Annotated in this window: 21 protein-coding genes and 1 pseudogene; 10 read left to right on the top strand and 12 right to left on the bottom strand. The window is 67.8% G+C overall.

All coding sequences use genetic code 11. The features are described 5' to 3' along the window. Positions 1-8 precede the first annotated feature (8 nt). Positions 9-1,424 (bottom strand): type VI secretion system baseplate subunit TssK, encoded by a 1,416-nt coding sequence (gene tssK / locus FOZ70_RS31950; RefSeq protein ID WP_111997279.1) that lies wholly within the window; start codon positions 1,422-1,424, stop codon positions 9-11. Then, positions 1,421-1,936, bottom strand: a complete 516-nt coding sequence (gene tssJ / locus FOZ70_RS31945) for a type VI secretion system lipoprotein TssJ (RefSeq protein WP_042977289.1) — start codon at positions 1,934-1,936, stop codon at positions 1,421-1,423. Before tssJ ends, tssK begins: the two co-directional genes overlap by 4 nt. A gap of 631 nt (positions 1,937-2,567) precedes the next feature. On the opposite strand from tssJ, the gene FOZ70_RS31940 reads away from it, so the two are divergent. Continuing rightward, on the top strand, positions 2,568-2,954 hold the full coding sequence (locus FOZ70_RS31940; RefSeq protein ID WP_021162715.1) for a TssQ family T6SS-associated lipoprotein: 387 nt from the start codon (positions 2,568-2,570) through the stop codon (positions 2,952-2,954). 44 nt (positions 2,955-2,998) lie between these two features. After that, positions 2,999-4,438, top strand: a complete 1,440-nt coding sequence (tagH, locus tag FOZ70_RS31935; RefSeq protein ID WP_219707539.1) for a type VI secretion system-associated FHA domain protein TagH — start codon at positions 2,999-3,001, stop codon at positions 4,436-4,438. Positions 4,439-4,496: 58 nt separating this feature from the next. On the opposite strand, the gene FOZ70_RS31930 is transcribed toward tagH, so the two are convergent. The 8 genes from FOZ70_RS31930 to FOZ70_RS31895 form a co-directional block, all read right to left on the bottom strand. Next, on the bottom strand, positions 4,497-5,975 hold the full coding sequence (locus tag FOZ70_RS31930; RefSeq protein WP_219707538.1) for a sensor domain-containing diguanylate cyclase: 1,479 nt from the start codon (positions 5,973-5,975) through the stop codon (positions 4,497-4,499). 440 nt (positions 5,976-6,415) lie between these two features. Beyond that, positions 6,416-7,861, bottom strand: a complete 1,446-nt coding sequence (locus FOZ70_RS31925) for an NAD-dependent succinate-semialdehyde dehydrogenase (RefSeq protein ID WP_059492232.1) — start codon at positions 7,859-7,861, stop codon at positions 6,416-6,418. A 152-nt stretch (positions 7,862-8,013) separates the two neighbouring features. Beyond that, positions 8,014-9,312, bottom strand: coding sequence for a cytochrome c (locus FOZ70_RS31920; protein ID WP_021162720.1), 1,299 nt, complete (start codon positions 9,310-9,312; stop codon positions 8,014-8,016). Between the two features lie 15 nt (positions 9,313-9,327). Then, positions 9,328-11,562 (bottom strand): xanthine dehydrogenase family protein molybdopterin-binding subunit, encoded by a 2,235-nt coding sequence (locus FOZ70_RS31915; protein ID WP_219707537.1) that lies wholly within the window; start codon positions 11,560-11,562, stop codon positions 9,328-9,330. A gap of 1 nt (position 11,563) precedes the next feature. Next, positions 11,564-12,019 (bottom strand): (2Fe-2S)-binding protein, encoded by a 456-nt coding sequence (locus FOZ70_RS31910; protein ID WP_219707536.1) that lies wholly within the window; start codon positions 12,017-12,019, stop codon positions 11,564-11,566. Between the two features lie 147 nt (positions 12,020-12,166). Beyond that, positions 12,167-12,466, bottom strand: a complete 300-nt coding sequence (locus FOZ70_RS31905; RefSeq protein ID WP_021162723.1) for a putative quinol monooxygenase — start codon at positions 12,464-12,466, stop codon at positions 12,167-12,169. Positions 12,467-12,559: 93 nt separating this feature from the next. Then, positions 12,560-13,618, bottom strand: coding sequence for an NADP-dependent oxidoreductase (locus tag FOZ70_RS31900; protein ID WP_219707535.1), 1,059 nt, complete (start codon positions 13,616-13,618; stop codon positions 12,560-12,562). A 234-nt stretch (positions 13,619-13,852) separates the two neighbouring features. Further along, positions 13,853-14,473 carry a TetR/AcrR family transcriptional regulator gene (locus FOZ70_RS31895; protein WP_059853746.1) on the bottom strand — a complete coding sequence of 207 codons (621 nt, stop codon included), beginning with the start codon at positions 14,471-14,473 and terminating at the stop codon, positions 13,853-13,855. Positions 14,474-14,782: 309 nt separating this feature from the next. On the opposite strand from FOZ70_RS31895, the gene FOZ70_RS31890 reads away from it, so the two are divergent. Further along, the gene (locus FOZ70_RS31890; RefSeq protein ID WP_219707534.1) at positions 14,783-16,351 is read left to right on the top strand and encodes a hypothetical protein; all 1,569 of its coding nucleotides are present in this window, start codon (positions 14,783-14,785) and stop codon (positions 16,349-16,351) included. 113 nt (positions 16,352-16,464) lie between these two features. Here FOZ70_RS31890 and FOZ70_RS31885 read toward each other — a convergent pair whose 3' ends face one another. Further along, on the bottom strand, positions 16,465-17,484 hold the full coding sequence (locus FOZ70_RS31885; RefSeq protein ID WP_175891875.1) for a DNA-binding protein: 1,020 nt from the start codon (positions 17,482-17,484) through the stop codon (positions 16,465-16,467). 261 nt (positions 17,485-17,745) lie between these two features. Between FOZ70_RS31885 and FOZ70_RS31880 the strand changes: the two genes are divergently transcribed. The 3 genes and pseudogenes from FOZ70_RS31880 to FOZ70_RS31870 all read left to right on the top strand — a co-directional run bounded on the left by FOZ70_RS31880 (position 17,746) and on the right by FOZ70_RS31870 (position 19,363). Next, on the top strand, positions 17,746-18,237 hold the full coding sequence (locus FOZ70_RS31880; protein WP_059814131.1) for a papain-like cysteine protease family protein: 492 nt from the start codon (positions 17,746-17,748) through the stop codon (positions 18,235-18,237). Positions 18,238-18,338: 101 nt separating this feature from the next. Then, positions 18,339-18,605 (top strand): annotated as a pseudogene (locus FOZ70_RS31875) (LysR family transcriptional regulator); the annotation flags it as partial. Between the two features lie 92 nt (positions 18,606-18,697). Continuing rightward, positions 18,698-19,363: a cation diffusion facilitator family transporter gene (locus tag FOZ70_RS31870; RefSeq protein WP_219707533.1), complete on the top strand. Its 666-nt coding sequence runs from the start codon at positions 18,698-18,700 to the stop codon at positions 19,361-19,363. A 186-nt stretch (positions 19,364-19,549) separates the two neighbouring features. Here the strand turns inward: FOZ70_RS31870 and FOZ70_RS31865 are convergent, their stop codons facing one another. Beyond that, entirely contained in the window at positions 19,550-20,740 is a 1,191-nt protein-coding gene (locus FOZ70_RS31865; RefSeq protein ID WP_021162732.1) for a LuxR family transcriptional regulator, read from the bottom strand. Positions 20,741-21,021: 281 nt separating this feature from the next. On the opposite strand from FOZ70_RS31865, the gene FOZ70_RS31860 reads away from it, so the two are divergent. From FOZ70_RS31860 to FOZ70_RS31845, 4 genes are all read left to right on the top strand, one after another. Continuing rightward, complete coding sequence (locus FOZ70_RS31860) at positions 21,022-21,960, top strand: alpha/beta hydrolase (protein ID WP_059677899.1); 939 nt, start codon at positions 21,022-21,024, stop codon at positions 21,958-21,960. Further along, positions 21,957-23,081: a bifunctional 3,4-dihydroxy-2-butanone-4-phosphate synthase/GTP cyclohydrolase II gene (gene ribBA / locus FOZ70_RS31855; RefSeq protein WP_048024702.1), complete on the top strand. Its 1,125-nt coding sequence runs from the start codon at positions 21,957-21,959 to the stop codon at positions 23,079-23,081. The genes FOZ70_RS31860 and ribBA overlap by 4 nt, the downstream gene beginning before the upstream one ends. A gap of 152 nt (positions 23,082-23,233) precedes the next feature. Next, positions 23,234-23,662, top strand: a complete 429-nt coding sequence (locus FOZ70_RS31850) for a helix-turn-helix transcriptional regulator (protein WP_219707542.1) — start codon at positions 23,234-23,236, stop codon at positions 23,660-23,662. A 2-nt stretch (positions 23,663-23,664) separates the two neighbouring features. Then, positions 23,665-24,630: HipA domain-containing protein (locus FOZ70_RS31845; RefSeq protein ID WP_219707532.1), on the top strand; the 966-nt coding region annotated here is incomplete at its 3' end.

Here is a 24,630-nt window from a genome sequence, read left to right as displayed (position 1 = left end):
CGCCGCCCTCACCCGCGTATCGCCCAGAACTCCATCGAGAGTCCAGGGAATTCGCCGGCGAAATGAAAGGCGAGACCGCCGGAGCGCGCCAGCTGCTTCCACAGGTCGCTGCCCTTGTCGATCTCGAAGTACGTATGGCCCGCGTGATACGGGATCTGCCGCGGCGCGACCGGCAACTGGCGCATCGTGATGCCCGGCAGTTGCAGCTGCACGAGATCGCGGATCCGCTCGACCGGCCCGAGCTTGGCCTGCGCGGGAAAACGCGCGCGCAGGCTGTCGGCCGGTATGTCCGCGCGCACCGCGAGCACGAAGCCGGCCGTGTCGCGCAGCACCGGGTCGGCCAGCGTCGCGACGCGGATGCCGTTGCCCGCATCGCGCAGCTCGATCTGGATCGCGTTTTGCTCGAGCACCGTCGACAGCGACCGCCGCAGTTCGGTCATCAGCTCCGCGAAGCTCGTGCGCAGGTCGTCGTGCACATAGACGGCGAGCGACTGCGGGCGCCGGCCGGCCGCCGTGAACGTGCTCAGGTCGCACGCGAGCTTCAGCCAGTCGCAGAACAGCGCCTCCGGATGCGTCGACACGTGCTGCTGCGCATGCCAGGTCAGCGCGAGATAGCGGTTCACGAGCTGCAGCAGCAGGAAGTCCGCGACTTCCGACACGCCGCCGCGCCCGGGCTCAGACAGCCGTTCCGCGAGCGCTTCGCTGCGTTGCGTGAGCAGCCCGTGCAGCTCGCGTGCGTAGGCCAGCAGCACGGCGTCGTGCTGCGCGACGAGGCGCGGCGGGATGTAGCCGTCGTCGACGAGCAGCCGCGCATCGGTGCGCCGCTCGACGATCCGTGCGACGCCGAGTGCGTGCCAGTCGCCGGTCAGCTCGGCTTCGAGCATCAGCCGCACGTTCAGGCGCCCCGTCTGCAGCAGTGCGGGACCGAGCGCGACCGCGTTCGCGTCGGCCACTTCGTATTCGCGCACGACGTAGCGCGCGACATCGGCGCCGCCGTTCGTGCCGCTCGTACCGTTCGCGCTGTTCGCGGCATGGCCTCCGCCTGCACCGAACGACACCTCTTCGCCGCCGCCGCGCCACAGCGGCAACGCGAGCACGACGAGCTGGTCCTTCGCATCGGCCGGCACGTCGAGCGGTTCGGGAAGATCGTCCGGATGGGACAGGTCGAACGGCGTGCCGTCGCGCATCACGCCCGACGCGGTGCGCAGCGCGACCTTGCCAAGCGCCAGTTGCTCGCGGTCGAGCTCCAGCGTGTCGAAACCCCAGAAGAAGCCTTGCAGCGGGAGGCAGCGCAGCGCGACGTAGCGTTCCCAGTGCCGTTCGAGCTGCTGGAAATGCTGCGGCCGCAGGAACATCCCCTCGGTCCACACCACCCGCTGGCGGAGCGCCGCGACCGGTGTCGCGGACATCGTCGGTTCGGTCATGGGCGCCCCTTCGCATCGTTCAGTGCGAGGCCGCCGTTGCGCACCGCGATCGACAGCTTCAGCTCGCCCGGCGACGTCTGCCAGAACTTGTAGAGATTGAGCTGCTTCGCGCGCGGCAGCGGCACCGTCAGCCGCCAGCGGTTCTTTTCGAGCATCCGGTATTCGGCAACCACGCCGATCGCGCCGGCCTCGACGTTGCCGCGATAGTGCAGCGTGCGCGACTCGCCCGGCCGCAGGATCACGCGATCGGTGCCGAGCAGGTCCGCGCCGAGCACGTTCTCCGGCTTGTCCTGCAGCGAAAAGAAATCCGCGCTGTCGAACGACGATGCCGCGCGGAGCTGGAACACCTTCAGCACGATCGGCGCAGGCTTGCGGTTCGGGTCAGGGTTGACGTCGGGCGCAACGTCGACCGTGATCGCATACGGCACCGCCGCGGCGTGCTCCGTCGCGCCGCACCCCGGCAACAGCATCACGCATCCCCATACGATGAAACTGCTCGACCGCCATTGCATATTCCACCCTCGCCACCCAATAGCCGTTCGCCGGTTTTCGACCACGAAACCGGATGATCCGATTGAAAAAGGGACAATTAATTGATCGGTAATTGTGTAATCCGTATATCCATCCATCGCAATCCGTATCGGCAAATTGTTCTTGTAAAAAGCCGGGTCATATCATTCATGGATTTTGGAAGTCGATTCGGCGAGATGGTGGTCAATTGAATTGGGGTTGATAAGTTATTGGCAAAAATCAATCCGACCGGTTCGCCGTCGCGGCCCGGTTCTGTGAAGTGGACACCCTGTCGGATGGGCTCGGGGCGCAAGCCGGCCGGCCACCGTGCAACGAACGCTCGCGGCGCTGACGGTGTGCCAGGCTATTCGTTTCGCACGAACGGACGGCCCGTTTTTTCGTGCATTGACGTGCGCTGACCAAACAACTGACGAATCCGAAAAACACAGCGAACTATAGGCCGTTTTTCCGGATTCACAAGCACTGAAATTCGTAGTCGATTCTGCATTCACGTGGAAATGGAATGGCCAAATGAAACAAAACGTAACAGGCGATTCCGTATCGATGATTGGCACTAGAATCCAACAGCGCTTGTGTGGCACCTTCCAATTACGCCAATTCCTGATTTCAATAATGAAAGGTCGTTCATCGCACGTTCTTTTCCTCGGCGCATTGTTGCTGGGGGCCGGCGGGTGCAGTACGTCCCCGACCCAGTCGGCTGCACGCGCGACGGTCGACAGCGCGCGCGCCGCGTACGACAGCGGCGACTACGGGCGCACGATCGCGCTGCTGAGCCACGCGAAGGAAATCGACGGCGCCGACACCGACACGCAGGTAGCCGCGCACAAGCTCCTCGCGTTCAGCTATTGCGTGACGAACCGCATCACGCCGTGCCGCGCCGAGTTCTCGAAAATTCTCGACCTCAACCCGCGCTTCGACTTGTCCCCTGCCGAGAAGGGACATCCGATCTGGGGGCCCGCGTTCGAATTCGCGCGCCGCAGGCATGCGTCGTCGTCCTGAACGAACCGGCCTGCGCGCGAGCACTTCACCGAGCGACGTATGACATGCAACTGATCGTGATCGAACATGCCGGCGAGCCGGTCGAAAACGACTCCTACGACGCCGTCGTGTTTCATCCGCCGGGCGGCACCATCGGCCGGGCCAGCGACAACCATCTCGTGTTGCGCGACGACACGCGGCAGATTTCGCGGCTGCAGGCGCTGCTGCAGGTGGGCGACGACGCCTGCCTGCTGAAGAACCTGAGCAGCGTCTCGACGATCGAGGTGAACCGCGAGCCGGTCGGTTATGCGCAGGAGCGCGCGCTCAACACCGGCGACATCATCCGCATCGGGCCGTACGTGCTGCGCGCCGAACGTGACGACGGTGGCGATGGAGGCCACGCACCGGTCATCGACATGGCGACCGATACCGGCACGCACGTCGATATGCAAGCGCAGGCCCGGGCGGCAGCGCCACCCGCGCAACCGTCATCATCGCGTATCGATACGAAAGGCGCCGGCAACCGGCTGTGGGGGCTCCTCCAGGATCGTCTCGCACCGCGCGGCAAGGCGGCGGACGCCGCTACGCGGCCGGGCGGCCCCGCACATGCGGGCGCGGCGCAACGGGCCGCACCGCCCGCGCCGTCGCAGCGCGACCTGCACCAGCTGTCGACCGATCCGCTCGACCTGTTCGCGCAGTCGTCGGGCGACCTCGGCGCAGCGGGCATGGCGGCGCACGCCGATCGCGGCGACGCGGATCGCGATGCGTCATCCGCGACGCAGGCGGATCACGCGCCCGAGTGGACGCAGCACGTGCGCGTGCAACCGGCCGCCGCGCGCACCGATACGCGGCCGGCCGACGATCCGGCACAGCATGCGGCGCCGCATGCTGCGCGCGCGCCGACCCCCGACGAACTGTTGAGCGCGTTCTTCGAAGGCGCGGGGCTCGACACCGCCGCCGAATCGCATCAGTGGTCGGCCGAGCAACTGTTCATCGCGGGCCAGTTGCTGGCGCTGTTCGCGAACGGCACGGTCGAGCTGCTGTCGTCGCGCAGCATCCTGAAGCGCGAGGTGAAGGCGCACATGACGATGCTGCTCGATCGCGAGAACAATCCGCTGAAGCTGCTGCCCGACGGCGGCGCCGTGCTGCGGCAGATGTTCGGGCTGCCGCTGCCGGGCTTCATGTCGCCGCAGAGCGCGGTCAGCGACGCGTTCCAGGATCTGCATGCGCACCAGATCGGCATGGTCGCGGGCATGCGCGCGGCGTTGATGGACCTGCTGACGCGCTTTTCACCGCAACGCCTGCGCGAGCGCGACGACGCGACGCGCTGGTACGAGAAGCACGTGCCCGTGCTGTACAAGGCGAGGATGTGGGATCGCTACGCGGCGACCCATCGCGACACGGTGTTCGCGATCGAGGACGATTTCGCGTCGGTGTTCGGCAAGGCGTTTCTGGCGGCTTACGACGCGGAAGTGGAAAGCTATCGCGGCAGCGGCCGGCATTGAGCGTCGAACCGCGCGCGCGCCATCCATCGGTCGCGGACGACGGGTGCCGGCGGAGGCGTCAGGTGGCCGCACTACACGACGCGACCTTGTTTCGCCCCGTTTCCTTCGCGTGGTACAACGCCTCGTCGGCTGCCTTGATCACCGACTCGACCTCCCCTTCCTGCCCGGGCGCCCAGCTTGCCACGCCGATGCTCGCGGTGACGCGCCCGAATTCGCTTTCCGCATGTTCGATCGCCAGTCCGTCGATGGCTGCGCGAATCCGTTCGGCGATTTCGGTCGCGCCCGTCGCCGGCGTATCCGGCAGGATCACGACGAATTCCTCGCCGCCATAGCGGGCCGCGGTGTCCGCCGGGCGCCGGATGTTGTCGCCGATGCATCGTGCGACCGCCGCCAGCGCGTCGTCGCCGGCCTGGTGGCCATACGTGTCGTTGTAGGCCTTGAAGCGGTCGACGTCGACGAACAGCAGCGAAAGCACCGATCGGGCACGGCGCGCGCGGCGCCATTCGAGCTCCAGCACCTCCCCGAACGAGCGGCGATTGTTGAGCCCGGTGAGGCCGTCGGTGCGCGCGAGCATGACCAGCTCGGATTCGGCGCGCATCCTGCGCCGCAGCTGCGAGCCCAGCATGAAGGACAGCACGATAAACGCCACGCCGAAGGTGGCGACCAGCGCGCCGATCGTGATGGCCCGGTGCCGCCACGCGGCGTATATGTCCTGCTCCGCCTCGGCGACCATGATGATCAGCGGCAGGTGCGGCAGCGTCTTGAAGTAGTACAGGCGGCGCACGTTGTCGATCGTCGAGGTCTCGACGAACGAGCCTTCCGGCGCCGTCATGAAGTTGCGGAACGTTGCCGCCTTGCTGATGTCGCGACCGATGGTGCGCACGTCGTACGGCTGGCGCATGAACATGATGCCGTTCGTGCCCACCAGCGAAATCGCGCCGTGCGAGCCGAGCGCGAGGCCGGCGAACAGCGTGTGGACATACTCGAGATTGACCGCGATCATCACGATGCCGGCGAACGAGCCGTCCGGGTTCGACACGCGGCGCGTCAGCGCGACGCTGAGCGAGCCGCCACGCAGGCGGGACGCATAGGGATCGCTGATGTAAAGCCCGACGTCCGGATTGTCGCGGTGAACCGTAAAGTACTTGCGGTCGCCGAAATTGCCCTGGCGCGGCACGTCGTTCGCCGAATCCAGGATGATGTTGCCGGCGGAATCCAGCACGAGCATCGAGCCGAGAAAATTCGCCGTCATTGCGTGATCGAACAGGATGCCGCGCCGCAAGGCCGGCGATGCGGCCATGACGTCCGGCCGCTGGAGGCCCTGGATCACCGCCTCGAGCGACAGGCCGTACAGCTCGATGTTGCGTTCGATGTCGCGCTCGGCGACGAGCGCCAGATTCCGCGACGTCTCGCGCGCGCGATCGAGCGCATCGTGACGGCTCTGAAACAACTGCAACACGCAGAGGCCCATCAGCGCGCACGCTATCAAGGTCCCCGCCAGCACAACGTAGTACGGCGCTGCCGCCCGCGGATGCATCCGTGTCCTCTCAGATTGGCCCGACGCTGACGCACCGGTCGTTATGGTTTGTTCTGAATAACCTATACCAAAAAGTACGGCTTCCGGGTACGAGGTGCAGTCCTGACTTGCCGGGTCGCGTACGGCGTGACCTGAACGGTGTCGGGCGGATCGTGCTCCGCTCGGGCCGGCACAGGGTGTCGGCGCTCGTTCACCGACGCGCGTCGCGTGGTCTGGCGTGTGGTGCTGTCGATGACGGAATCGAAACAATCCGTCCGCAGCGGTACGCGTATTGAAATTCCCGTCAGGTTGCCATGCGAATGCACGGCCGGCGGGAAAGCAGGCGGGAGACCGGGCGTGCCGTTGCGCGTCGCGCAACGCGAGTGCCGCCCGGCCCGCGCCGATCGCGCGCGCCGCGCCAACGGCGCCGCGCACGCGATCGGTCGACCGTCAGACGGTCGTCAGACGGCCATCACCGTCACCGACTTCGTGACGAGGTACGGTTCGAGCGCTTCCGGCCCGCCTTCCGATCCGTAGCCCGAGTCCTTCACGCCGCCGAACGGCATTTCCGGCCACGGCGTCGCGGGCTGGTTGATCCACAGCATCCCGACTTCGAGGCGCTGCGTGAGCAGGTGCACGTTCGCGAACGAACGCGTGAACGCGTAGCCGGCGAGACCGAACGGCAGACGGTTCGCTTCCGCGATCGCGTCTTCGAGCTTGTCGAAACCGCGGATCGCCGCGACCGGGCCGAACGGCTCGTTGTTGAACACGTCCGCTTCGAGCGGCACGTCCGCGATCACGGTCGGCGCGAAGAAGTTGCCTTCCGAGCCGATCCGCTCGCCGCCGGTTTCGATGCGCGCGCCGACCTTGCGCGCGTTGTCGACGACGGATGCCATCGCGGTGAGCCGACGCGGGTTCGCGAGCGCACCGAGCGTCGTGCCTTCCTCGAGGCCGTTGCCGACCTTCAGCCCTTCGGCATGCTTGACCAGCGCGCGCGTGAATTCGTCGCGGATGCTGTTGTGCACGAGAAAGCGCGTCGGCGAAATGCAGACCTGCCCCGCGTTGCGGAACTTCGCGCCGCCGGCGGCCTTCACCGCGAGCGCGACGTCGGCGTCCTCGGCGACGATCACCGGCGCATGACCGCCGAGCTCCATCGTCGCGCGCTTCATGTGCAGGCCGGCCATCGACGCGAGCTGCTTGCCGACCGGCGTCGAACCCGTGAACGTGACCTTGCGGATCACCGGGTGCGGGATCAGGTACGACGAGATTTCCGCCGGATCGCCGTACACGAGGCCGATCACGCCGGACGGCACGCCCGCGTCGACGAACGCGCGCAGCAGCGCGGCCGGCGACGCCGGGGTTTCTTCCGGCGCTTTCACGAGGAACGAGCAGCCGGTTGCCAGCGCGGCGCTCAGCTTGCGCACGACCTGGTTGACCGGAAAATTCCACGGCGTGAACGCGGCGACCGGGCCGACCGGCTCCTTCACGACGGTCTGCTGCGCGCCGAGGTTGCGCGGCGGCACGATCCGGCCGTACACGCGGCGGCCTTCGTCCGCGAACCATTCGATGATGTCCGCCGCCGACAGCACTTCGACGCGCGCCTCGGTGAGCGGCTTGCCCTGTTCCTGCGTCATCAGCTGCGCGATCGCGTCGGCACGCTCGCGCACCAGCGCGGCCGCCTTGCGCATCGTCGCCGCGCGCTCGTGCGCGGGCACCTTGCGCCACGCGTCGAAGCCGCGTTGCGCGGCGGCGAGCGCACGGTCGAGATCGGCGATGCCCGCGTGGGCCACCTTGCCGATCGGCTTGCCGGTCGCCGGGTTCACGACGTCGATCGTCTTGCCGCTCGCGGCGTCGACCCACTCGCCGTCGATCAGCAGTTGCGTATCCGTATAAGTCACGTTAGCCATCCAGACACCCCTACATTGCGTCGATAAACGCGCGCTGCCGCGAACGGCCGCGCGCCGGTTGACAGAAAAAGCCAGGCCGCCGGGGCTGGCACGCACCCGGCGGCGTCGACGGCAGGCACGCCGGCCCGCCATCGTTCCGCATGGAGTCGCGCTCAGCGCGCGGCCGCCGTCGCCTTGCGGAGTTTCGCGACGTCCGCCGCCTGCACGGCCGGCGCGCCGTTGTTCCAGCCGGCGCGCATGAAGGTCAGCACGTCGGCGATCTGCTGGTCGTTCAACTGGTTCGAGAACGCCGGCATCGGATAAGCGGACGGCACGCCATCGATCACGAGCGTCTCGCTGCCGTTCAACGTCACGTTGATCAGCGACGCGGCATCGCCTTCGAGCACGTTCGGATTGCCGGCGAGCGGCGCGAGCAGCGGCGCGTAGCCGCGCCCGTCCGCGCCGTGGCAATGCAGGCAGTAAGCGTTATACACCTTCGCGCCCGGATCGGCTGCCGGCCGGCCCAGCGCGACCTGCGTCGCCTTCGGATCGTAGCGGTACGGCGGCGCCCCCGTGCCGCCTGCCGCCGGCAGCGATTTCAGGTAACGGGAGATTGCCGCCAGATCGTCGTCCGTGAGCGCCTGCGTGCTGTGGTTGATCACGCTCACCATCGAACCGAACGCGGTCGCATGGCGGTTCGCGCCGGTCTTCAGGAACTGCGCGACCTCGGCCTCGTTCCAGCGGCCGAGCCCCGTGTTGGGCTCGCCGGTCAGGTTCGATGCGAACCAGTTGTCGATCGGCGCACCCGACAGGAACGCCGCGCCGCCTTCGTCGAGCGCCTTCTCCTGGAAGCCGACGCCGCGCGGCGTGTGGCACGACCCGCAGTGCCCGAGCCCCTGCACGAGGTACGCGCCGCGGTTCCACATCGCGTCCTTGGCCGGCTTGTCGGCGTAAGGCGTCGTGTCGAGGAACACCATGTTCCACAACGCGAGCGGCCAGCGCATGTTGAGCGGCCACGGGATGTCGGACGGCCGGTTCGCCTGCTTCACCGGTTCGACGCCGTGCATGAAGTACGCGTACAGCGCCTTGACGTCCTCGTCCTTCAGTTTCGCGTACGACGGATACGGCATCGCCGGATACAGGTTGTGGCCGTCCTTCGCGACGCCCTTGCGCAGCGCGCCGGCGAACTCGGCTTCCGTATAGCCGCCGATACCCGTTTCCGGATCGGGCGTGATGTTGGTCGTGTAGATCGCGCCCATCGGCGTGACCATCTTGAGGCCGCCGGCGAACGGCGTGCCGCGCGGCGCGGTGTGGCACGCGACACAGTCGCCCGCTTTCGCGAGGTATGCGCCGCGCGCGACGAGCGCGCTGTCGGCCGGTGCCGTCTGCGCGGCCTGCGCGGCCGGGCCGGCCAGCATGGCGGACAGCGCGAGCAGCGATGCACGGAACGTATTCAGGGTGAGGTTTCGCATGATCGTCGCCTCCCCTCAAGCCGTCTTCAGCTGGTCGCCGACCGGCAGCTTGCGCAGCCGCTTGCCGGTCGCCGCGAAGATCGCGTTCGACAATGCCGCGGCCGTCGCGGCCGTGCCCGGTTCGCCGATCCCGCCCGGCGCTTCGCCGCTTTTCACCAGATGCACCTCGATCGGCGGTGTCTCGTTGATCCGCAGCATCCGGTAATCGGTGAAATTGCTCTGCACGACACGGCCGTCCTCGATCGTGATCTCGCCGTACAGCGCGCCCGTGATCCCGAAGATGATGCCGCCCTGCACTTGTGCCTCGATCGTGTTCGGGTTGACGGACATGCCGCAATCGACCGCGCACACGACGCGCTTGACCTGCACCTCGCCGTTATCCACCGCGACGTCGATGACGATCGAGAAGAAGCTGCCGAACGCGTGCATCACGGAGACGCCGCGCCCTTGCCCCGTCGGCAGCGACGGGCCCCAGCCGGCCGCCTTCGTCGCGACGTCGAGCACGTTGAGCGCGCGCGGCGTCTTGCCGAGCAGCGCGCGGCGGTATTGCACGGGGTCGGTCTTGGTCTGCGCGGCCAGTTCGTCGATGAAGCTCTCGACGACGAACGTGCTGCGCGTCGGCCCGACGCCGCGCCAGAACGCGGTCGGTACGTGGCGCGGCTCCTGCCGCACGTAGTCGATCAGCTGGTTCGGCAGGTCGTACGGCAGGTCGGTGGCCACCTCGACCGCGTCGGGATCGACGCCGTGCTGGAACGCGGGCGGCGCGAAGCGCGCGAGGATCGACGAGCCGACGATCCGGTGCTGCCACGCGATCGGCTTGCCGTTCGCGTCGAGGCCGGCCGAGATCCGGTCGTAGTAGTACGGGCGGTACATGTCGTGCTGGATGTCTTCCTCGCGCGTCCAGATCACCTTCACCGGCGCGTTGACCTGCTTCGCGATCTTGACCGCCTGGCCGATCATGTCCGTCTCGAGGCGCCGGCCGAAGCCGCCGCCGAGCAGGTGGTTGTGCACGACGATCTTCTCCGGCGGAAAGCTCGTGAGCTGCTGCACGGTGTCGACCGCCCGCGTCGGCACCTGGGTGCCGACCCAGATCTCGCAGCCGTCGGCGCGCACGTGCACCGTGCAGTTCACGGGCTCCATCGTCGCGTGCGCGAGCAACGGCTGCTCGTACACGGCGTCGATGCGCGTCTTCGCATCCGCGAAACCCTTGCCGACGTCGCCGTCCTTGCGGGCGACGGCACCCTTGCCGTTCGCCGCGGCCTGCGCGAGATCGGCGACGATGTCCTTCGTCGATACCTTCGCGCCGGCGCCTTCGTTCCACTTCACGACCAGCGCCGATGCGCCGCGCTTCGCGGCCCAGGTGTGATCGCCGACGACCGCGACCGCGTTGTCCGCGCGCACGACCTGGCGTACGCCCGGGATCTTCTTCACGGCCGTATCGTCGATGCTCGCGACCGTGCCGCCGAACACCGGGCTGTTCACGATCACCGCGTACAGCATGCCGGGCAGCCGCACGTCGAGCCCGAACTGCGCGGTGCCGTCGACCTTCTCCGGCGAATCGAGCCGCTTCGCGGGCGTGCCGATCAGCTTGAAATCCGCCGGCTTCTTCAGCGCGACGTCCTTCGGCACCGGCAGCTTCGCGGCGGCGTCGGCGAGCTGGCCGTACGACACGCGCCGGCCGCTCGGCGGATGCTGCACTTCGCCGTTCACCGCACGGCAGGATGCCGGATCGACGTTCCATTGCTTCGCGGCGGCCACGACCAGCAGCGTGCGCGCGGTCGCGCCCGCGCGGCGCAGCGGCTCCCATGCGTAGCGTATCGACGTCGAGCCGCCGGTGAGCTGGCCGCCGAGCAGCGGATCGAGAAAGAGCTTCTCGTTCGGCGGCGCATGGTCGAGCGTCACGCTCGACAGCGGCACTTCGAGTTCCTCGGCGATCAGCATCGGCAGCGCCGTGTAGACGCCCTGCCCCATCTCGACTTTCGGCATCACCAGCGTGACCTTGCCGGCGCGGTCGATCTGCACGAACGCGTTCGGTGCGAACACGCCTGCGCGCGCGGTTTCATCGCCGTCGCCACCGATCACCGAACGGCGCGCGTCGTCGCCTGCCGCCGGCAGGCTGAAGCCGAGCAGCAGGCCACCGCCCGCCGCCGCGCCCAGCGACATGCCGAGCCTGAGGAACGAACGGCGCGATACGCCCGCGCCGGCGGCTTGTCCAGCGACCTTGCCTGCTTCGATCAGTCCTCGGGACATGTCACGCCTCCTTCGCGGCTTGCTTCACGGCCGCGCGAATCCGGTTGTACGTGCCGCAGCGGCAGATGTTGCCGGCCATTGCCGCGTCGATGTCGGCGTCGCTCGGGTTCGGGTTCGATGCGATCAGCGCGGTGGCGGCCATCACCTGCCCCGACTGGCAATAGCCGCACTGGACGACGTCGAGCTCGAGCCACGCCTGCTGGACCTTGTGGCCGGCCGGCGTCGCGCCGACGGCTTCGATCGTCGTGATCTTGCGGCCCGCGACGGCCGCGACCGGCAGCACGCACGAGCGCGCGGCGACGCCGTCGAGATGCACGGTGCACGCGCCGCATTGCGCGATCCCGCAGCCGAATTTCGTGCCGGTGAGGCCGACGACGTCGCGCAGCACCCAGAGCAAGGGCATGTCGTCGGGGGCGTCGACCGTGCGGGTTTCGCCGTTGATGTTGAGGGTGACCATTCAGCCTCCGGGCCGGTGTATTGGGGAAACGACGCGCATCGCGCGCCGCGCGGGGTTTTCGATTTCGTCGCTGTCTTCGCCGTTGCGGGGCGAGACGGCTGCCGCGCGGCCCGGGTCGGGGCGGGCCGCGGCGTGGGTGCTGCGTTGTTACTCGGCCACGTCGATGCCGGACAGCACCTTGATGACCGGCGGCGCCGCGAACCAGTCGGCCGATTTCACGCGGAATTCGCCGAAATACGGGCTCGCGAGGTGTGCGTCGAACGCAGCCTGGTCGTCGTAGATCTCGTACAGGTGCAGGTTGGGCGAACCGTCCTGTTCGCGGAACAGGTCGTAGCGCCGGTTGCCGGGCTCGGTGCGCGTCTTCGCGACCATGCTGCGCAGTTCGGCTTCGGCGGCCTCCGCATGTTCGGGTTTCAGGTACAGGGAAGCAATCACGTGAAGCGCCATCTTGTCACTCCTTTTGAATCGAAATCGAGCATGCCACAAGCCGGCGTCGCGCGACGCCAGCGTGCAACCGTCATGGTTTGCCGTGCCGCGGTATCAGGCCAGTTCGTCCGGGCCCACGCGCACGACGACCTTGCCGAAGTTCTTGCCGGCCAGCAAGCCGATCAGCGCTTCCGGCGCGTCGGTCAGGTCGGGGACGACGTCCTCGAGCGTCTTCACCTTGCCCTGCGCGACCCATTCGCTCATCTCCTTCAGGAACGGTGCATAACCGGTCGCATAGTGGTCGAGGATGATGAAACCCTGCACCCGGATGCGCTTGCGCAGGATCGTGCCCATCAGTGCCGGCACGCGATCACGGCCGGTCGACACCGCGGTGTCGTCGTATGCCGCGTCGTTGTAGTGCGCGATGATCCCGCACACCGGCACGCGCGCGTGATCGTTGAGCAGCGGCCACACCGCGTCGAACACGGCCCCGCCGACGTTCTCGAAATAGACGTCGATGCCGTTCGGGCATGCGTCCTTCAGCTTTGCGGCGAATGCCGGGTCGCGGTGATCGACGCACGCGTCGAAACCGAGCGTATCGGTCACGTATGCGCACTTGTCGGCGCCGCCCGCGACACCGATCACGCGGCAGCCCTTCAGCTTGGCGATCTGGCCGACCACCGCGCCGACCGCACCGCTCGCCGCCGCGACGACGACGGTTTCGCCGGCCTTCGGCTCGCCGATTTTCAGCAGCCCCGTATAGGCCGTAAAGCCCGGCATGCCGAGCACGCCGAGTGCATACGACGGATGCGCGACGTCGCGGCCGAGCGGAATCAGGTCGCGGCCGTCGGACAGCGCATAGTCCTGCCACCCGGCGCCCGCGACCACGAGGTCACCTTCGCGGAACGCGGGCAGGTTCGACGAGACGACCTGGCTGACGGTGCCGCCGACCATCGGCTGGCCGAGTTGGGCCGGCGGCGCATAGGACGGTGCATCGCTCATCCGGCCGCGCATGTACGGGTCGAGCGACAACCAGACCGTGCGCAGCAGCACCTGGCCGGCACCGGGCGTCGGCACGGCACCGGATTCGGCGCGGAAGTTGCCCGGTGTCGGCGCGCCGACCGGGCGCGAATTCAGGACGATCTGGCGGTTTGCGGTCTTGCTTTGCGGCATGTGAGTCTCCGTCAACAGAAATGGACGTGCTTCGTGGGCACGATCGGATCAGGGGTGGACCAGCGGAGATGCCCGCATGCGGCAACGTCGGCGATCGGGCCGTCGCGGCTGCGTGCGGGCGCTTGAAACAATCGGGAACAGCGTAACGCGGCGTGGCACGTTCGTCATGCGTGTTTGAGTAGACCAGTCGTCTAGATTCAGGGCAAAAACAAGGCGCGCCGATGCGCGCCCGGGTTACGACTGTGCTCCGCCATGCTCGGCCGGCGGCAGGTTCAGCATGCGCCGCGTTTCGACCATCGCCCTTTCGAGCGGCTTGTGGTCGCGGTGAATCTTTTCCAGCAGCGTCGCGCCCAGCCACATCTCGTAGAGGATCGCGGCCGTGTGCGACGGATCGGCGATCCCGCTCAGCGAGCCGTCGGCCAGCCCGGCCTCGATGCCGCCCGCGAGCCGCTCGATGATCTGGCTCGTGCCCTGCCGCAGCACCGCGCGCATCGCTTCCGACAGATCCGACACTTCCGCGCCGAGCTTCACCGCGAGGCACTTGCCTTGCGGATCGTCCGCGCATTGCGTGTGCAGCCAGTTGCGCCAGTACGTCATCAGGCGCTCGGCGCCGGTGCCGGCCTGATGCTTGAGCAGGTTGTCGAGATGCGCGTGATAACTGTCGAAATACGCTTCGAGCAGCGCTTCGCCGAATGCCTCTTTCGAGCCGAAGTAATGGTAGAACGAGCCCTTCGGGATGCCCGCCGCAGCGAGAATCTCGTTCAGGCCAACCGCCGAAAACCCCTTGTGGAGCATGATCGGCTTGGCGATATTCAGGATGTGCTGGCGGACTTCGGCGCCCGAAGATGCATTCATGGTGGCGTATGTTAGCAACGATTAGACCGGTCGTCTAGCGGCATCGGCCCGGCATGTTGAGCGGCACTTTACCCGATCCCCGGCGGGCACCCAAACGTTGCGGCGGCCTTCCTCGTTCCTGCTCCGCGTTGCCGCGCGCGCGGCGTCACACGCACGACTCGGTTTCGTCGCAGGCGTTTCATCGATCTCCCTCATAAATACGCGCGGCGCATGCGCCGGCGGGCTGGGCACTTTCCACCGGCATTGCACACGTGTGCAATGCGCCGGATCGTCGATGTAGCCTCCCCAAACCAGTGACCAGGAACGCCCATGACCGCTTCGAAACCCGAACGCCCGTCCGCGCCGAACCGCCGGCGCTTCATCCAGCGCGGCGCCGCGCTGACCCTGTCGCCGCTCGTCGGCACCCTGGCGGGCTGCGGCGGTGACGGCAGCCCGAGTGCCGCGTCGTCGTTCGCCGCCGGCGCCGCGAATACCTCCACGCGCAGCTACGGCATCGCCGACCGCTCGATTACGATCAACGTGGTCAATGCGATTCCGTCGACGACGCTCGCATACGGCAATGCGGCGAGCCAGAGCGGCTCGCTGCCGCAGGCGTCGCAATCGACGATTGCGACCGGGCAATCGACGGCTGTCGGCGCGTCGAACAGCTGGGGCGATTGCACGGGATCGTTCGGCCTTGCCGGCGGCGACGCGTCGTTTGCGATCTCGTACACGCATCCGTTCGGGTCGCAGCCGACCACCGTCAGCGTCACGCCGTCGGCAGGTTACGTGTCGGGCGCCGACGCCGCGACGTTTCCCGGTCACGACTCGGTCGCGAATCTCACGCTGTATCGCGGCGTCGCCACCGCGAACGGTGCGTGGGTTGCCCCGCTCGCGCAACTGGCTACGCCGCCGGGCAACAACTGCCAGGATTTCGCGAACAGCATGTTCGGCAGCAACGTGCGCACCGCCGCGGCGATCCAGTCTGCGTACCAAAGCACGGGCTCGCTCGGCTACGTGCCGCCCGCCGACTTTACCGGCGGCCAGCTCGCGGGCTTCGTCGCGCAATGGGTGCAGCGCTGGCAGAACGGCTCGGCGTATGGCGTGCTGCCCGCTGCCGATGCGCAGCTGATCGATGCGTTGAAGCAGTATGTATCCGGCGCATCGAATGCCGGCCCGCTGACGATGTGGGTGCCGCAGATCGCGTGGCAGGCCGGAACCGATCCGGCGGTGTTCGCGCTGACGGGCTATCGCGCGTTTCCGTTCGTCGATGCGCAGGGCAACTGGATCGCCGGTACGCTCTCTGCGTTCCTGACGCTGCTCGCGGCCGGTTCGCACATCGTCGCGATCAGCGCGACGAGCGACCTGCCGGCAGGCGTCACGATGCAGGCGTTCGACAGCTTCATGGGTGCGAGCGGGCTGACGACGTCGACGGATATCGGCAACTCGCACTACGCGTCGGTCCTGAACACGACGGGTCGTTATTACCTGAGCGTCGGCAGCGATTTCGCGCCGGCGAACTGCGGGCTGATCCTGTCGTTCCTTTATGGGCGCACGGTGAACAACCTGCTCGCGGGCGCCGGCACGTACAACACGTTCATCCAGCTGGAAGGCTGGCAGGCCGGCGGTTCGCGGCACAACGCCGACTATGCGACGTATCAGCAGACGCTGTGGAACATCTCGACGTACGGCGCGTCCGCGTATAGCGAAAAGCGCGCGACGTCGATCTTCCTCGCGCCCGCCGGGTGGACGCCGCAGGTCTATCAGACGACGCGGATGATGCCGTACGTCGGCGCCTATGCGCAGTCGAACGGTACGCCGCAGGGCTGGTTGAACACGTCGCTCGTCACGATTCCGGCAGATGCGCTGGCGCTGCCGTCGCGGTATGTGTCGAGTTGAGCTGTTGCGGTGGGCGGGCGAGCGATCGCGCTGGTGGGATTCGGCTCTTGCCTGCTTGTTGCGGGATTAGGGCGTGCGCCGCCATCGGCTGATGCACGATTGCGGCCGCGCCGTCAGCGCGGCACTTCGTCAGCACGCTTCCTCGTGCGCGCCCTTCGCTCATCCCGTTGCGCAGCCGGTGCCGCCTTGGCACCGCGCAGCGGCGCGCGGCGCACGAGCACCGTCATCTCGCGCCGCAGTGCATCGAGTTCCTTGGCGCGCGCCGCATCGGTCGCCTGCGCAGCGTCGAGCTGCCCCTGAAGTACGCCGCATCGATGCAGCGCGTCGCCCAGTTGTGCCTGCAGCGCGGCAACATCTTTCCGCTGCTGCGCATCGCGCTGCTCCGCGCGCGATGTCATCGCATCGAGCTCCTTTTGCAGTCGCGCGGCGGCGAGCCGCTCTCGATCGATCTCCTGGAGCGCCCGCTTCTCCGACGCACGCAAGCGTTCCTCGGCTCGCCCGGCATCGTCGCGCAGCCGGTCGAGCTGGGTGGTGAAATCCGCGCGGGCCTGCGCGAGTGCGCGGTCGCCTTCCGCGTTGTCTGCCGTCAGGCGCTCGATGTCCGCTTGCAGCGCTTGCCGCGATGCTTCGTCGGCCGCCCTCGCCTGCTCCAGTTCCTGAATGCGCACCTGCGCGGCCAGCAGCGCGGCCGTGCGTTGCTCCAGCGCGGTTTCGGTACGGGCCAACTCAGCCTGCAGCGTCGCGACTTCCGCCTTCGCCGTCGTCCGCTCGGCTTCGACTTCCGCGCGCAATGCGTCGAGCGCGGTGGCCGCGTCGGCGCTCGACCGATTCCAGAGCGCCGCGACCAGTTCGCCGGCGGCGGCCTGCAGATCGGCCGGCAGGTCGGGATGCTCGATGCGGACGCGGCTCTTTTCCCGCAACTCGGCCCAGAACTCGCCGAGGACGGCTGTCGGCGTGCTCATGCTCCCCTTGCGGACGAGCTGGTACAGGCGGTTCGCGGTGGGCGTGATGCCGAAGCGGAAGAACAGCAGCGCGCAGGCTTCGCGATACAGCTCGCGGGTTTTCGGGAAGTCGGCCTTGAGGCGCTCGATTTCGGCGGTCAGGCGGGATTCGTCGGCAGCGAGATCGGACATGGCGGGGTTCGGTGGAAATTTCGTAAATAATATAACGTAAACCGTTAAAAATCCAATTCATCACATCCTGTAATTTGACATTATTTCTATAATGTCGAGTTCGATTCGTATCGACGCGGCGTGTGAAATGGCAGACGTCTGGTTGCCCCTCCTTCCGCATCCGCGCATGCCGGCTGAGCCGATGCAATCGCCTGTCGAGAAAGTTGTCGTCGCGCCTGATTCTTCATACGCTTAGGGATCACTCCTGCCGGGAGATCCGAAATGGTGGACGTTAGATTGAACGTGCCGTTGGTCGATCAGAGCGGCGTAAAGAAGACCAAATCAGGATCCAGGGCACTGAAGAACGCGTGCTGGTATGCGGCGGCATGCATGGTTTCGTACTTCCACCGCCCCGGGCCGCGGCTGGGCATGCCGGAGTTATGGCGGGCGGATCAGGGGCTTCCCCCGTCGCGGATCCCCGACTTGTGCGCGGCCGAAGGGCTCGTGCCGCTCAATCAGCCGACGGTCATTACACCCGAGTGGCTTGCGTCGGTACTGACGGACTACGGCCCGATCTGGGCTGCGGGGCACTTCCTGGATCGGCCGGACCAGCCTGAAATCGGTCACGTGATCGTCATCACGGGCATCCAGCAGCGCATCGTTCATTACAACGACCCGGAGGGGCCACCCGCGCGCACGATGCTGCTGGGCACGCTCGACGCCGGACGGTGGAGACCCGACGGACTGCTGGTGAAGGGGCAACACCGTTATTGATGGCCTTGCGGGCGTCCATTCCCCGTCCGGCGGAAACGCCCCAGCAACCGCATCGGAAAACCGTCGACATTGCGGGATTGAGCGCCGGTGCCCTGCCTTGCCGCGTCGTCGGCATCCACCCGGCACAGCCGTGACGAAACGTGAACCGCACGCTGACCGTGATCTCGTGCGTCGCCGCCGGGCGCGGCGTGTCGCTGCTGCCGCATTCGATTCATACGTTCGCGTTCGAAGGCACCGCCTACAGCTCCATCCGCGACGGCGGCGCGCTGCCGCTGTTCGAACTCAGCGCGATCCGGCCCGCGCGGTCGCGCCCGACGCTCGCGGATCGCTTCGCCGCGCTGCTGCCGTCGGCGCACGTGCAGCGCTGACCGGCCGCGCCGCATCCGGCGTTGTCACCGATCTGCCACCGTCGCCCGGTAGCGTTCGGGTCTGACCCACGCTTTCGACAGACGAATCCGCCATGCAGCGCACGTCGCGCGCCACGCCCCACGTTTATGCGGCCACGTCCCGTGCCCTCGCCGCCAGCTTTGCGATCAACCTGCTGCTGCTCGTCGTCGAGACGGTCGCGGCATGGTCCGCGCATTCGTCGGGGTTGCTCGCGGACGTCGCGCACGCGGCGATCGATCTCGCAGCCGATGCGCTGATCCTCGTTGCATGCCGGCTCGACGCGCGCCTGCCGCCGGAACGGCGCCCGACCTGCGAGCCGCTTGCGCTCGCGGGCCTCGGCGCATTGCTCGTGGCGACCGGCGCGCAGATGATCTGGCACGCGACGAACCGGTTCGCTGCGCCGCCCGTCGTACAGCCGGGCATGACGACGCTCGCGCTCGTCGCCGTCACGCTCGCCGGCAAGGCCGCGCTGTCGCACTGGATGCTGCGCAAGGCACGCGAGACGGGCTCCGCGCTGCTCGAGGCGAGCGGCTGGCATGTCCGGACCGATGCGCTGGCGTCGCTGCTGGCGGCGCTCGCGATGGGCGCGGCACGGGTCGGCTTCGGCCGGCTCGACGATCTGGCCGCGCTCGCGATCGGCGCGCTCGTGATCCGCACGGGCGCCGGTTTCATCCGGCGCGGTTGCGCGCAGTGGCCGGGGCTGGCGTCGTGGGCGGGTCGTTCCACGCGCGGGTCGTGAACGTGCCCGGCAGCGCCTGCGTCGGGCATCCGGTCTCCGCGAGCGGCTGCGCTGAATGAAGGAGCGGCTCGCGCGGGTGCGAGCCGCTTTCGCATGATGTCGACGCCACGGTGTGACGCGTCGATCGTTGTCGATGTATCGCCAAACGAATGCGGCCGGTTCCGATGAATCGGCGTCGGCCGTCGCTTACCCGAGCGGCACGACGCTCCCGAGCAGAATCCGCACGAGCGTCGCCTGGCGCGTGACGCCCGTCTTCGAGAAGATCGCCCGCAGGTGCGTGCGGGCGGTGTTCTTGCTGATCCCCGATTCCTCCGCGGCCTCCTCGAGCGTCAGCCCGTTGGTCAGCAGCAACGCGAGCGACGTCTCGGCGGGCGTCAGGTCGAACAGCTTGCGGATGATTTCCTGCGCACCCTGCGGCTTGCGGTCGGGGTCGCGCAGGAACAGCGTGACGGCCGGCCGCCGCTTGTTGTCCTCCGACCAGTCGGACAGCAGCACCGTGCGCACCAGCAGCCCGAGGCGCGGCTTGTCGAAGCTACGCGTGATCGGCATCGCCTCGACGGTCGCCGCAGCCGTGCCGTGGTGCCCCATCACCGCGTGGCGGATTAGCCGCTTGAGCGTGCGGTTCTCCTGCGCGTCGGTCGCCTCGATCGTGCCGCGCGCAATCGTCAGACCGTTGTTCTGCTTCAGGATCTCGTCGGCGACGCTGTTCATGTCGATGATCGTGCCGTTCTCGTCGAGCGTGATCGTGCCGATCTGCATCCGGTTGATCGCGTTCGCGTAGATCGAGCGTTCGACCTCGGCCGTGTCGAGCCTCGAATGCAGCTCGACCGCACGCTTCAGGTGCGGCAGCAGCAACGCGCAGATCGCCTTGTCGCGCGCGGAGAACTGCTTCGAAGCGTGGTTGCGGCATACGCGGAACCGGCACTCGACGCCCGACGGTGTGCGCAGGTCTGCGCCGAGGATATAGCGCACGTCCTGCGGCTTCAGGAACTGCTTGTACAGTTCGCTCGAAAGCCAGCCCGTGTCGCCGAACACGTCGTCGACGGTGACCACGCGATCGGCCGGCAGGCCGACGAACGGATCGAGCGAATAGTAATAGTTGTTGTACGACGCTTCGCCGTCACCCGGCACGACCGGGCCGTATTCCGATGCGTGCACGGACAGCGGCGCGCGGCGGTCGCTCGCGGCCGCACGCAGGATCAGCGTCACGTAGTTGGCCTGCAGCAACCGGCGAACCAGCTCGAGCGCGCCCGCCCACGGCGGCGTTTCCAGCGGGCCCTGGTAGATGCGCGCCATCAGCTCGCTGAAATCCGCGACGCCGATGTCGGCTTCGTCACTGGTTGCCTGGCTCTCTTGCGGAGCCCATCTCGTCTCCATCAGCACGCTCCATCCTCCATACGACATGTTTCCGACGCGACCCAACCGCGCCGCCATGATTAAGACGCGTCTAAATTCCGGCGTCATCGGGAGATTCACTGAATGGTGAGAATTGGCCATCCGGGCGAACCAACCATCGTCCGATCGGATGATGTGGCGCCCTGCCCGCTACGCTGGAATGCCCGTCAGGCCGTGCCGGCAAGCGTCCGGCGCGGACTCAGGGAAAACCGCGACACGGGTTTACCTGATTCAAACCGCATCCGATTCAGACAGGAGTCCCCATGCCGCTCGACCCACAGGCGCAGGCGCTGCTCGCCGCGTTCGCCCAGGCACCCGCGATCGATTTCGCGCAGCTCACCGTTCCCGCGTATCGCGCGAGTCTCGCCGCCGGCGGCGCATTCGCCCCGGGCGATGCCGTCGCCGCGGAAGAGGACTGGCAGATTCCCGCATCGGGCCGTCAGTTGTCCGCACGGCTGTATCGGCCCGCTGCCGACGGGCCCTTGCCGCTGACGGTGTTCTTCCACGGCGGCGGCTTCGTCGCGTGCGGCATCGATTCGCACGCGAACCTGTGCCGCAGCCTCGCGGCCCGTGCGCGCACGCTCGTGCTGTCGGTCGACTACCGGCTCGCGCCCGAGGCGCGTTTTCCGGCCGCCGCGCACGACGCATGCGACGCCGTGCGCTGGGCCGCCGCCAGCGCGCGCGATCTCGGCGCACGCGCCGGCGCGCTGGCGGTCGCTGGCGACAGCGCCGGCGGCAATCTTGCGGCGGTCGCCGCGCTGCAGTTGCGCGACTCGGGCATCGCGATCGCGCACCAGTTGCTGCTGTATCCGGTCGTCGATTGCGCGACCGAGCATCCGTCGTACGAAACGCTCGGCAACGGCTATTTCCTGACGGCGGACATGATGCGCTGGTTCAAGCGCCACTATTTCGACGACGGCGCCGATCGCGCGTCGCCGCTTGCAAGCCCGCTCGCCGCGCCGGACGTCGCGGGCGCGCCGCCGGCGACGATCGTCAGCGCCGAATTCGATCCGCTGCGCGACGAGGCCGAAGCGTATGCGCTGCGTCTCGCGCAGGCCGGCACGCCGGTGACCGTCGTGCGCTGGCCGGGCCAGCTTCACGGTTTCGCCAGCATGCTCGGCGCGATCGATGCGGCCGACCGCGTGCTGACCTTCGGCGCCGACGCGCTGCGCCGCGCGTTCGACGCGACGGAGGCGCCATGAGCGTCGCCGGCACGCTGGAGATCGTCGACGAGCTGCGTGCGGGGCGGATGGTCCTGCTCGTCGATGAAGAGGATCGCGAGAACGAAGGCGATCTCGTGATCGCGGCCGATCACGTGACGCCGGAAGCGATCAATTTCATGGCGCGCTTCGGGCGCGGGCTGATCTGCCTGACGCTGACCGCCGAGCGCTGCGAGCAGTTGCGCCTGCCGCCGATGGCCGATCACAACGGTACGCCGTTCGGCACCGCGTTCACCGTCAGCATCGAAGCGGCCGAAGGCGTGACGACCGGCATTTCGGCGGCCGATCGCGCGCATACGATTCGCGCGGCGGTGCGGGCGGGCGCCCGCCCCGACGATCTCGTCCAGCCGGGCCACGTGTTCCCGATCGCCGCGCGCCCGGGCGGCGTGCTCGTGCGCGCGGGACACACCGAGGCCGGCTGCGATCTCGCGGCGCTCGCGGGGCTCACGCCCGCATCGGTGATCTGCGAGGTGATGAACGACGACGGCACGATGGCGCGGCTGCCCGAGCTGAAGGCGTTCGCCGCGCATCACGGGCTGAAGATCGGCACGATTGCCGACCTGATCCATTACCGGCGCGAACACGAATCGCTCGTCGAACGCGTCGGCGAGCGGCCGCTGCATACGCCGTGGGGACGATTCCGTGCGATCGAGTATCGCGACACCGTGCACGGCGCGCCGCATCTCGCGCTCGTGCGCGGCGAGCCCGATCCGTCGACGCCGGTGCTGACGCGCGTGCACGAATGCCATTCGCTGCTCGACCTGCTCGATGCGGAGCCGTCCGCGCATTCGTGGCCGCTGCATGCCGCGCTGCAACGGATCGACGCGGCCGGCTGCGGGGTCGCGGTGCTGCTCGACTGCGACATGCGCGGCGACGCGATGCGGATGCCGGCCGGCCATGCGCGGCGCGACGGACGCGTGACGGGAATCGGCTCGCAGATCCTGCGCGAGCTCGGCGTGCGGCGGCTGAACGTGCTGTCGAGCCCGTTCCGGTTGCCCGCGCTGTCGGGACACGACCTGGAGATCATGGCGTTCATTCCGCTCGGTGACGACGATCCGGAAAGCGTGCGAAGCGCGCATGCGAATCCGCTGCGGGCGGCGTGACGCGTTGCCGCGGGATGGTCGGCGGGTCACCCGCTTGACAGGCTATCGTTTGTTTTTGTTGAATACAGTCTTTGGTTTGTATTTTGACAATACATGCTGTAGATTGTATTTTCCCATTACAAACGATCGCCTGTCATTCCGCGGAGCGCCCGATGGCCTTTCCTGTCCAGACCCTGACCCAGCTGCGTCCGATACTCGTCGGCTTCCGGAAATCCGCGGGGCTCACGCAGGCGCAATTGGCCGCCCGCCTGGGCGTCACGCAGCAATCCTATGCGCAGCTCGAAGCCAACCCGTCGGCGGTCAGCATCGAGCGGCTCTTCAAGGTGCTGAACACGCTCGGCGTGCGCATGACGCTCGCGCTGGGCACGCAGGACGATTCGGCGGCATCGGCCGATCCTGCGCCCGATGCCGATGCCGCGCCGGCGGTTCGCCAACCCGCCGCGAGCAAACGCAAGCCGGATGCGGCGCGCGGCACCACGGCCGCCAAAAAACCAGCCCGGCCTGCGGCCGGCGCCGCGCGCAAGCGGCCCGCGACGGCAACAGCCGGCAAGCCACGGGTTTCGAAGCGGGAGGACTGGTGACGATGGCCACGCGTGCCCGTCACGACCGGCTCGACCTGTGGATGAACGGCATTCCGGTGGGTTACTGGGAAGTCCGGCGCGGCGTCGAGCGCCTCGTCTACCTGCCGGCCTGGCTCGACGATCCACAGGGGCGGCCGTTGTCGCTGTCGCTGCCCTTCACGCCCGGCAACCAGCCGCACCAGGGCGCGATCGTCGCCGACTATTTCGACAACCTGCTGCCGGACAGCGAGCCGATCCGCCGCCGCATCGCGCAGCGTTACCGGCTCCGGTCGACGGCGCCGTTCGAGCTGCTCGCGTCGATCGGCCGCGATTGCGTCGGCGCGATCCAGATGCTGCCGCCCGGCGAAACGCCCATCGATCTCGAGACGATCGACGGCGTGACGCTCGACGATACGGCCGTCGCCGAGGTGCTGCGCCACGCGACCGCCGCGCCGCTGCCCGGCCATGCGGAGCCGGAAGGCGACCTGCGCCTGTCGATTGCCGGCGCCCAGGAAAAGACGGCATTGCTGCGCCAGGGAAACCGCTGGCTGCGGCCGTCGGGCAGCACGCCGACGACACACATCTTCAAGCTGCCGCTCGGGCGTGTCGGGAACATGCAGGCCGACATGCGGACGTCCGTCGAAAACGAATGGCTGTGCGCGAAGCTCGTCGCCGCGTACGGCTTGCCGGTCGCGACGTGCGACATCGGCCGGTTCGACGACCAGAAGGCGTTGATCGTCGAGCGCTTCGACCGGCGTGCTTCGCGCGACCGCACGTGGATTCTCCGGTTACCGCAGGAGGACATGTGCCAGGCGACCGGCACGCCGTCGGGCGCGAAATACGAATCCGACGGCGGCCCGGGCATCGACACGATCATGGGCATCCTCGCCAATTCGGCCGACGCCGCGCCCGACCGGATGAATTTCTTCGTCGCGCAGCTCGTGTTCTGGGTGCTGGCGGCGATCGACGGGCATGCGAAGAACTTCAGC

It is taken from the genome of Burkholderia sp. COPS (assembly GCF_019425585.1).
GTDB classification, from domain to species: domain Bacteria; phylum Pseudomonadota; class Gammaproteobacteria; order Burkholderiales; family Burkholderiaceae; genus Burkholderia; species Burkholderia cepacia.
This window is presented reverse-complemented; position numbering and strand designations above follow the sequence as displayed.

Coding starts and splice junctions, on each gene's coding strand:
- FOZ70_RS31880 (WP_059814131.1), top strand. CDS start 17,746: ATGGTGGACGTTAGATTGAACGTGCCGTTGGTCGATCAGAGCGGCGTA.
- FOZ70_RS31920 (WP_021162720.1), bottom strand. CDS start 9,312: ATGCGAAACCTCACCCTGAATACGTTCCGTGCATCGCTGCTCGCGCTG.
- FOZ70_RS31915 (WP_219707537.1), bottom strand. CDS start 11,562: ATGTCCCGAGGACTGATCGAAGCAGGCAAGGTCGCTGGACAAGCCGCC.
- FOZ70_RS31850 (WP_219707542.1), top strand. CDS start 23,234: ATGGCCTTTCCTGTCCAGACCCTGACCCAGCTGCGTCCGATACTCGTC.
- FOZ70_RS31925 (WP_059492232.1), bottom strand. CDS start 7,861: ATGGCTAACGTGACTTATACGGATACGCAACTGCTGATCGACGGCGAG.
- FOZ70_RS31860 (WP_059677899.1), top strand. CDS start 21,022: ATGCCGCTCGACCCACAGGCGCAGGCGCTGCTCGCCGCGTTCGCCCAG.
- FOZ70_RS31940 (WP_021162715.1), top strand. CDS start 2,568: ATGAAAGGTCGTTCATCGCACGTTCTTTTCCTCGGCGCATTGTTGCTG.
- FOZ70_RS31885 (WP_175891875.1), bottom strand. CDS start 17,484: ATGTCCGATCTCGCTGCCGACGAATCCCGCCTGACCGCCGAAATCGAG.
- tssK (WP_111997279.1), bottom strand. CDS start 1,424: ATGACCGAACCGACGATGTCCGCGACACCGGTCGCGGCGCTCCGCCAG.
- FOZ70_RS31865 (WP_021162732.1), bottom strand. CDS start 20,740: ATGGAGACGAGATGGGCTCCGCAAGAGAGCCAGGCAACCAGTGACGAA.
- FOZ70_RS31905 (WP_021162723.1), bottom strand. CDS start 12,466: ATGGCGCTTCACGTGATTGCTTCCCTGTACCTGAAACCCGAACATGCG.
- FOZ70_RS31890 (WP_219707534.1), top strand. CDS start 14,783: ATGACCGCTTCGAAACCCGAACGCCCGTCCGCGCCGAACCGCCGGCGC.
- tagH (WP_219707539.1), top strand. CDS start 2,999: ATGCAACTGATCGTGATCGAACATGCCGGCGAGCCGGTCGAAAACGAC.
- tssJ (WP_042977289.1), bottom strand. CDS start 1,936: ATGCAATGGCGGTCGAGCAGTTTCATCGTATGGGGATGCGTGATGCTG.
- FOZ70_RS31910 (WP_219707536.1), bottom strand. CDS start 12,019: ATGGTCACCCTCAACATCAACGGCGAAACCCGCACGGTCGACGCCCCC.
- FOZ70_RS31900 (WP_219707535.1), bottom strand. CDS start 13,618: ATGCCGCAAAGCAAGACCGCAAACCGCCAGATCGTCCTGAATTCGCGC.
- ribBA (WP_048024702.1), top strand. CDS start 21,957: ATGAGCGTCGCCGGCACGCTGGAGATCGTCGACGAGCTGCGTGCGGGG.
- FOZ70_RS31870 (WP_219707533.1), top strand. CDS start 18,698: ATGCAGCGCACGTCGCGCGCCACGCCCCACGTTTATGCGGCCACGTCC.
- FOZ70_RS31930 (WP_219707538.1), bottom strand. CDS start 5,975: ATGCATCCGCGGGCGGCAGCGCCGTACTACGTTGTGCTGGCGGGGACC.
- FOZ70_RS31895 (WP_059853746.1), bottom strand. CDS start 14,473: ATGAATGCATCTTCGGGCGCCGAAGTCCGCCAGCACATCCTGAATATC.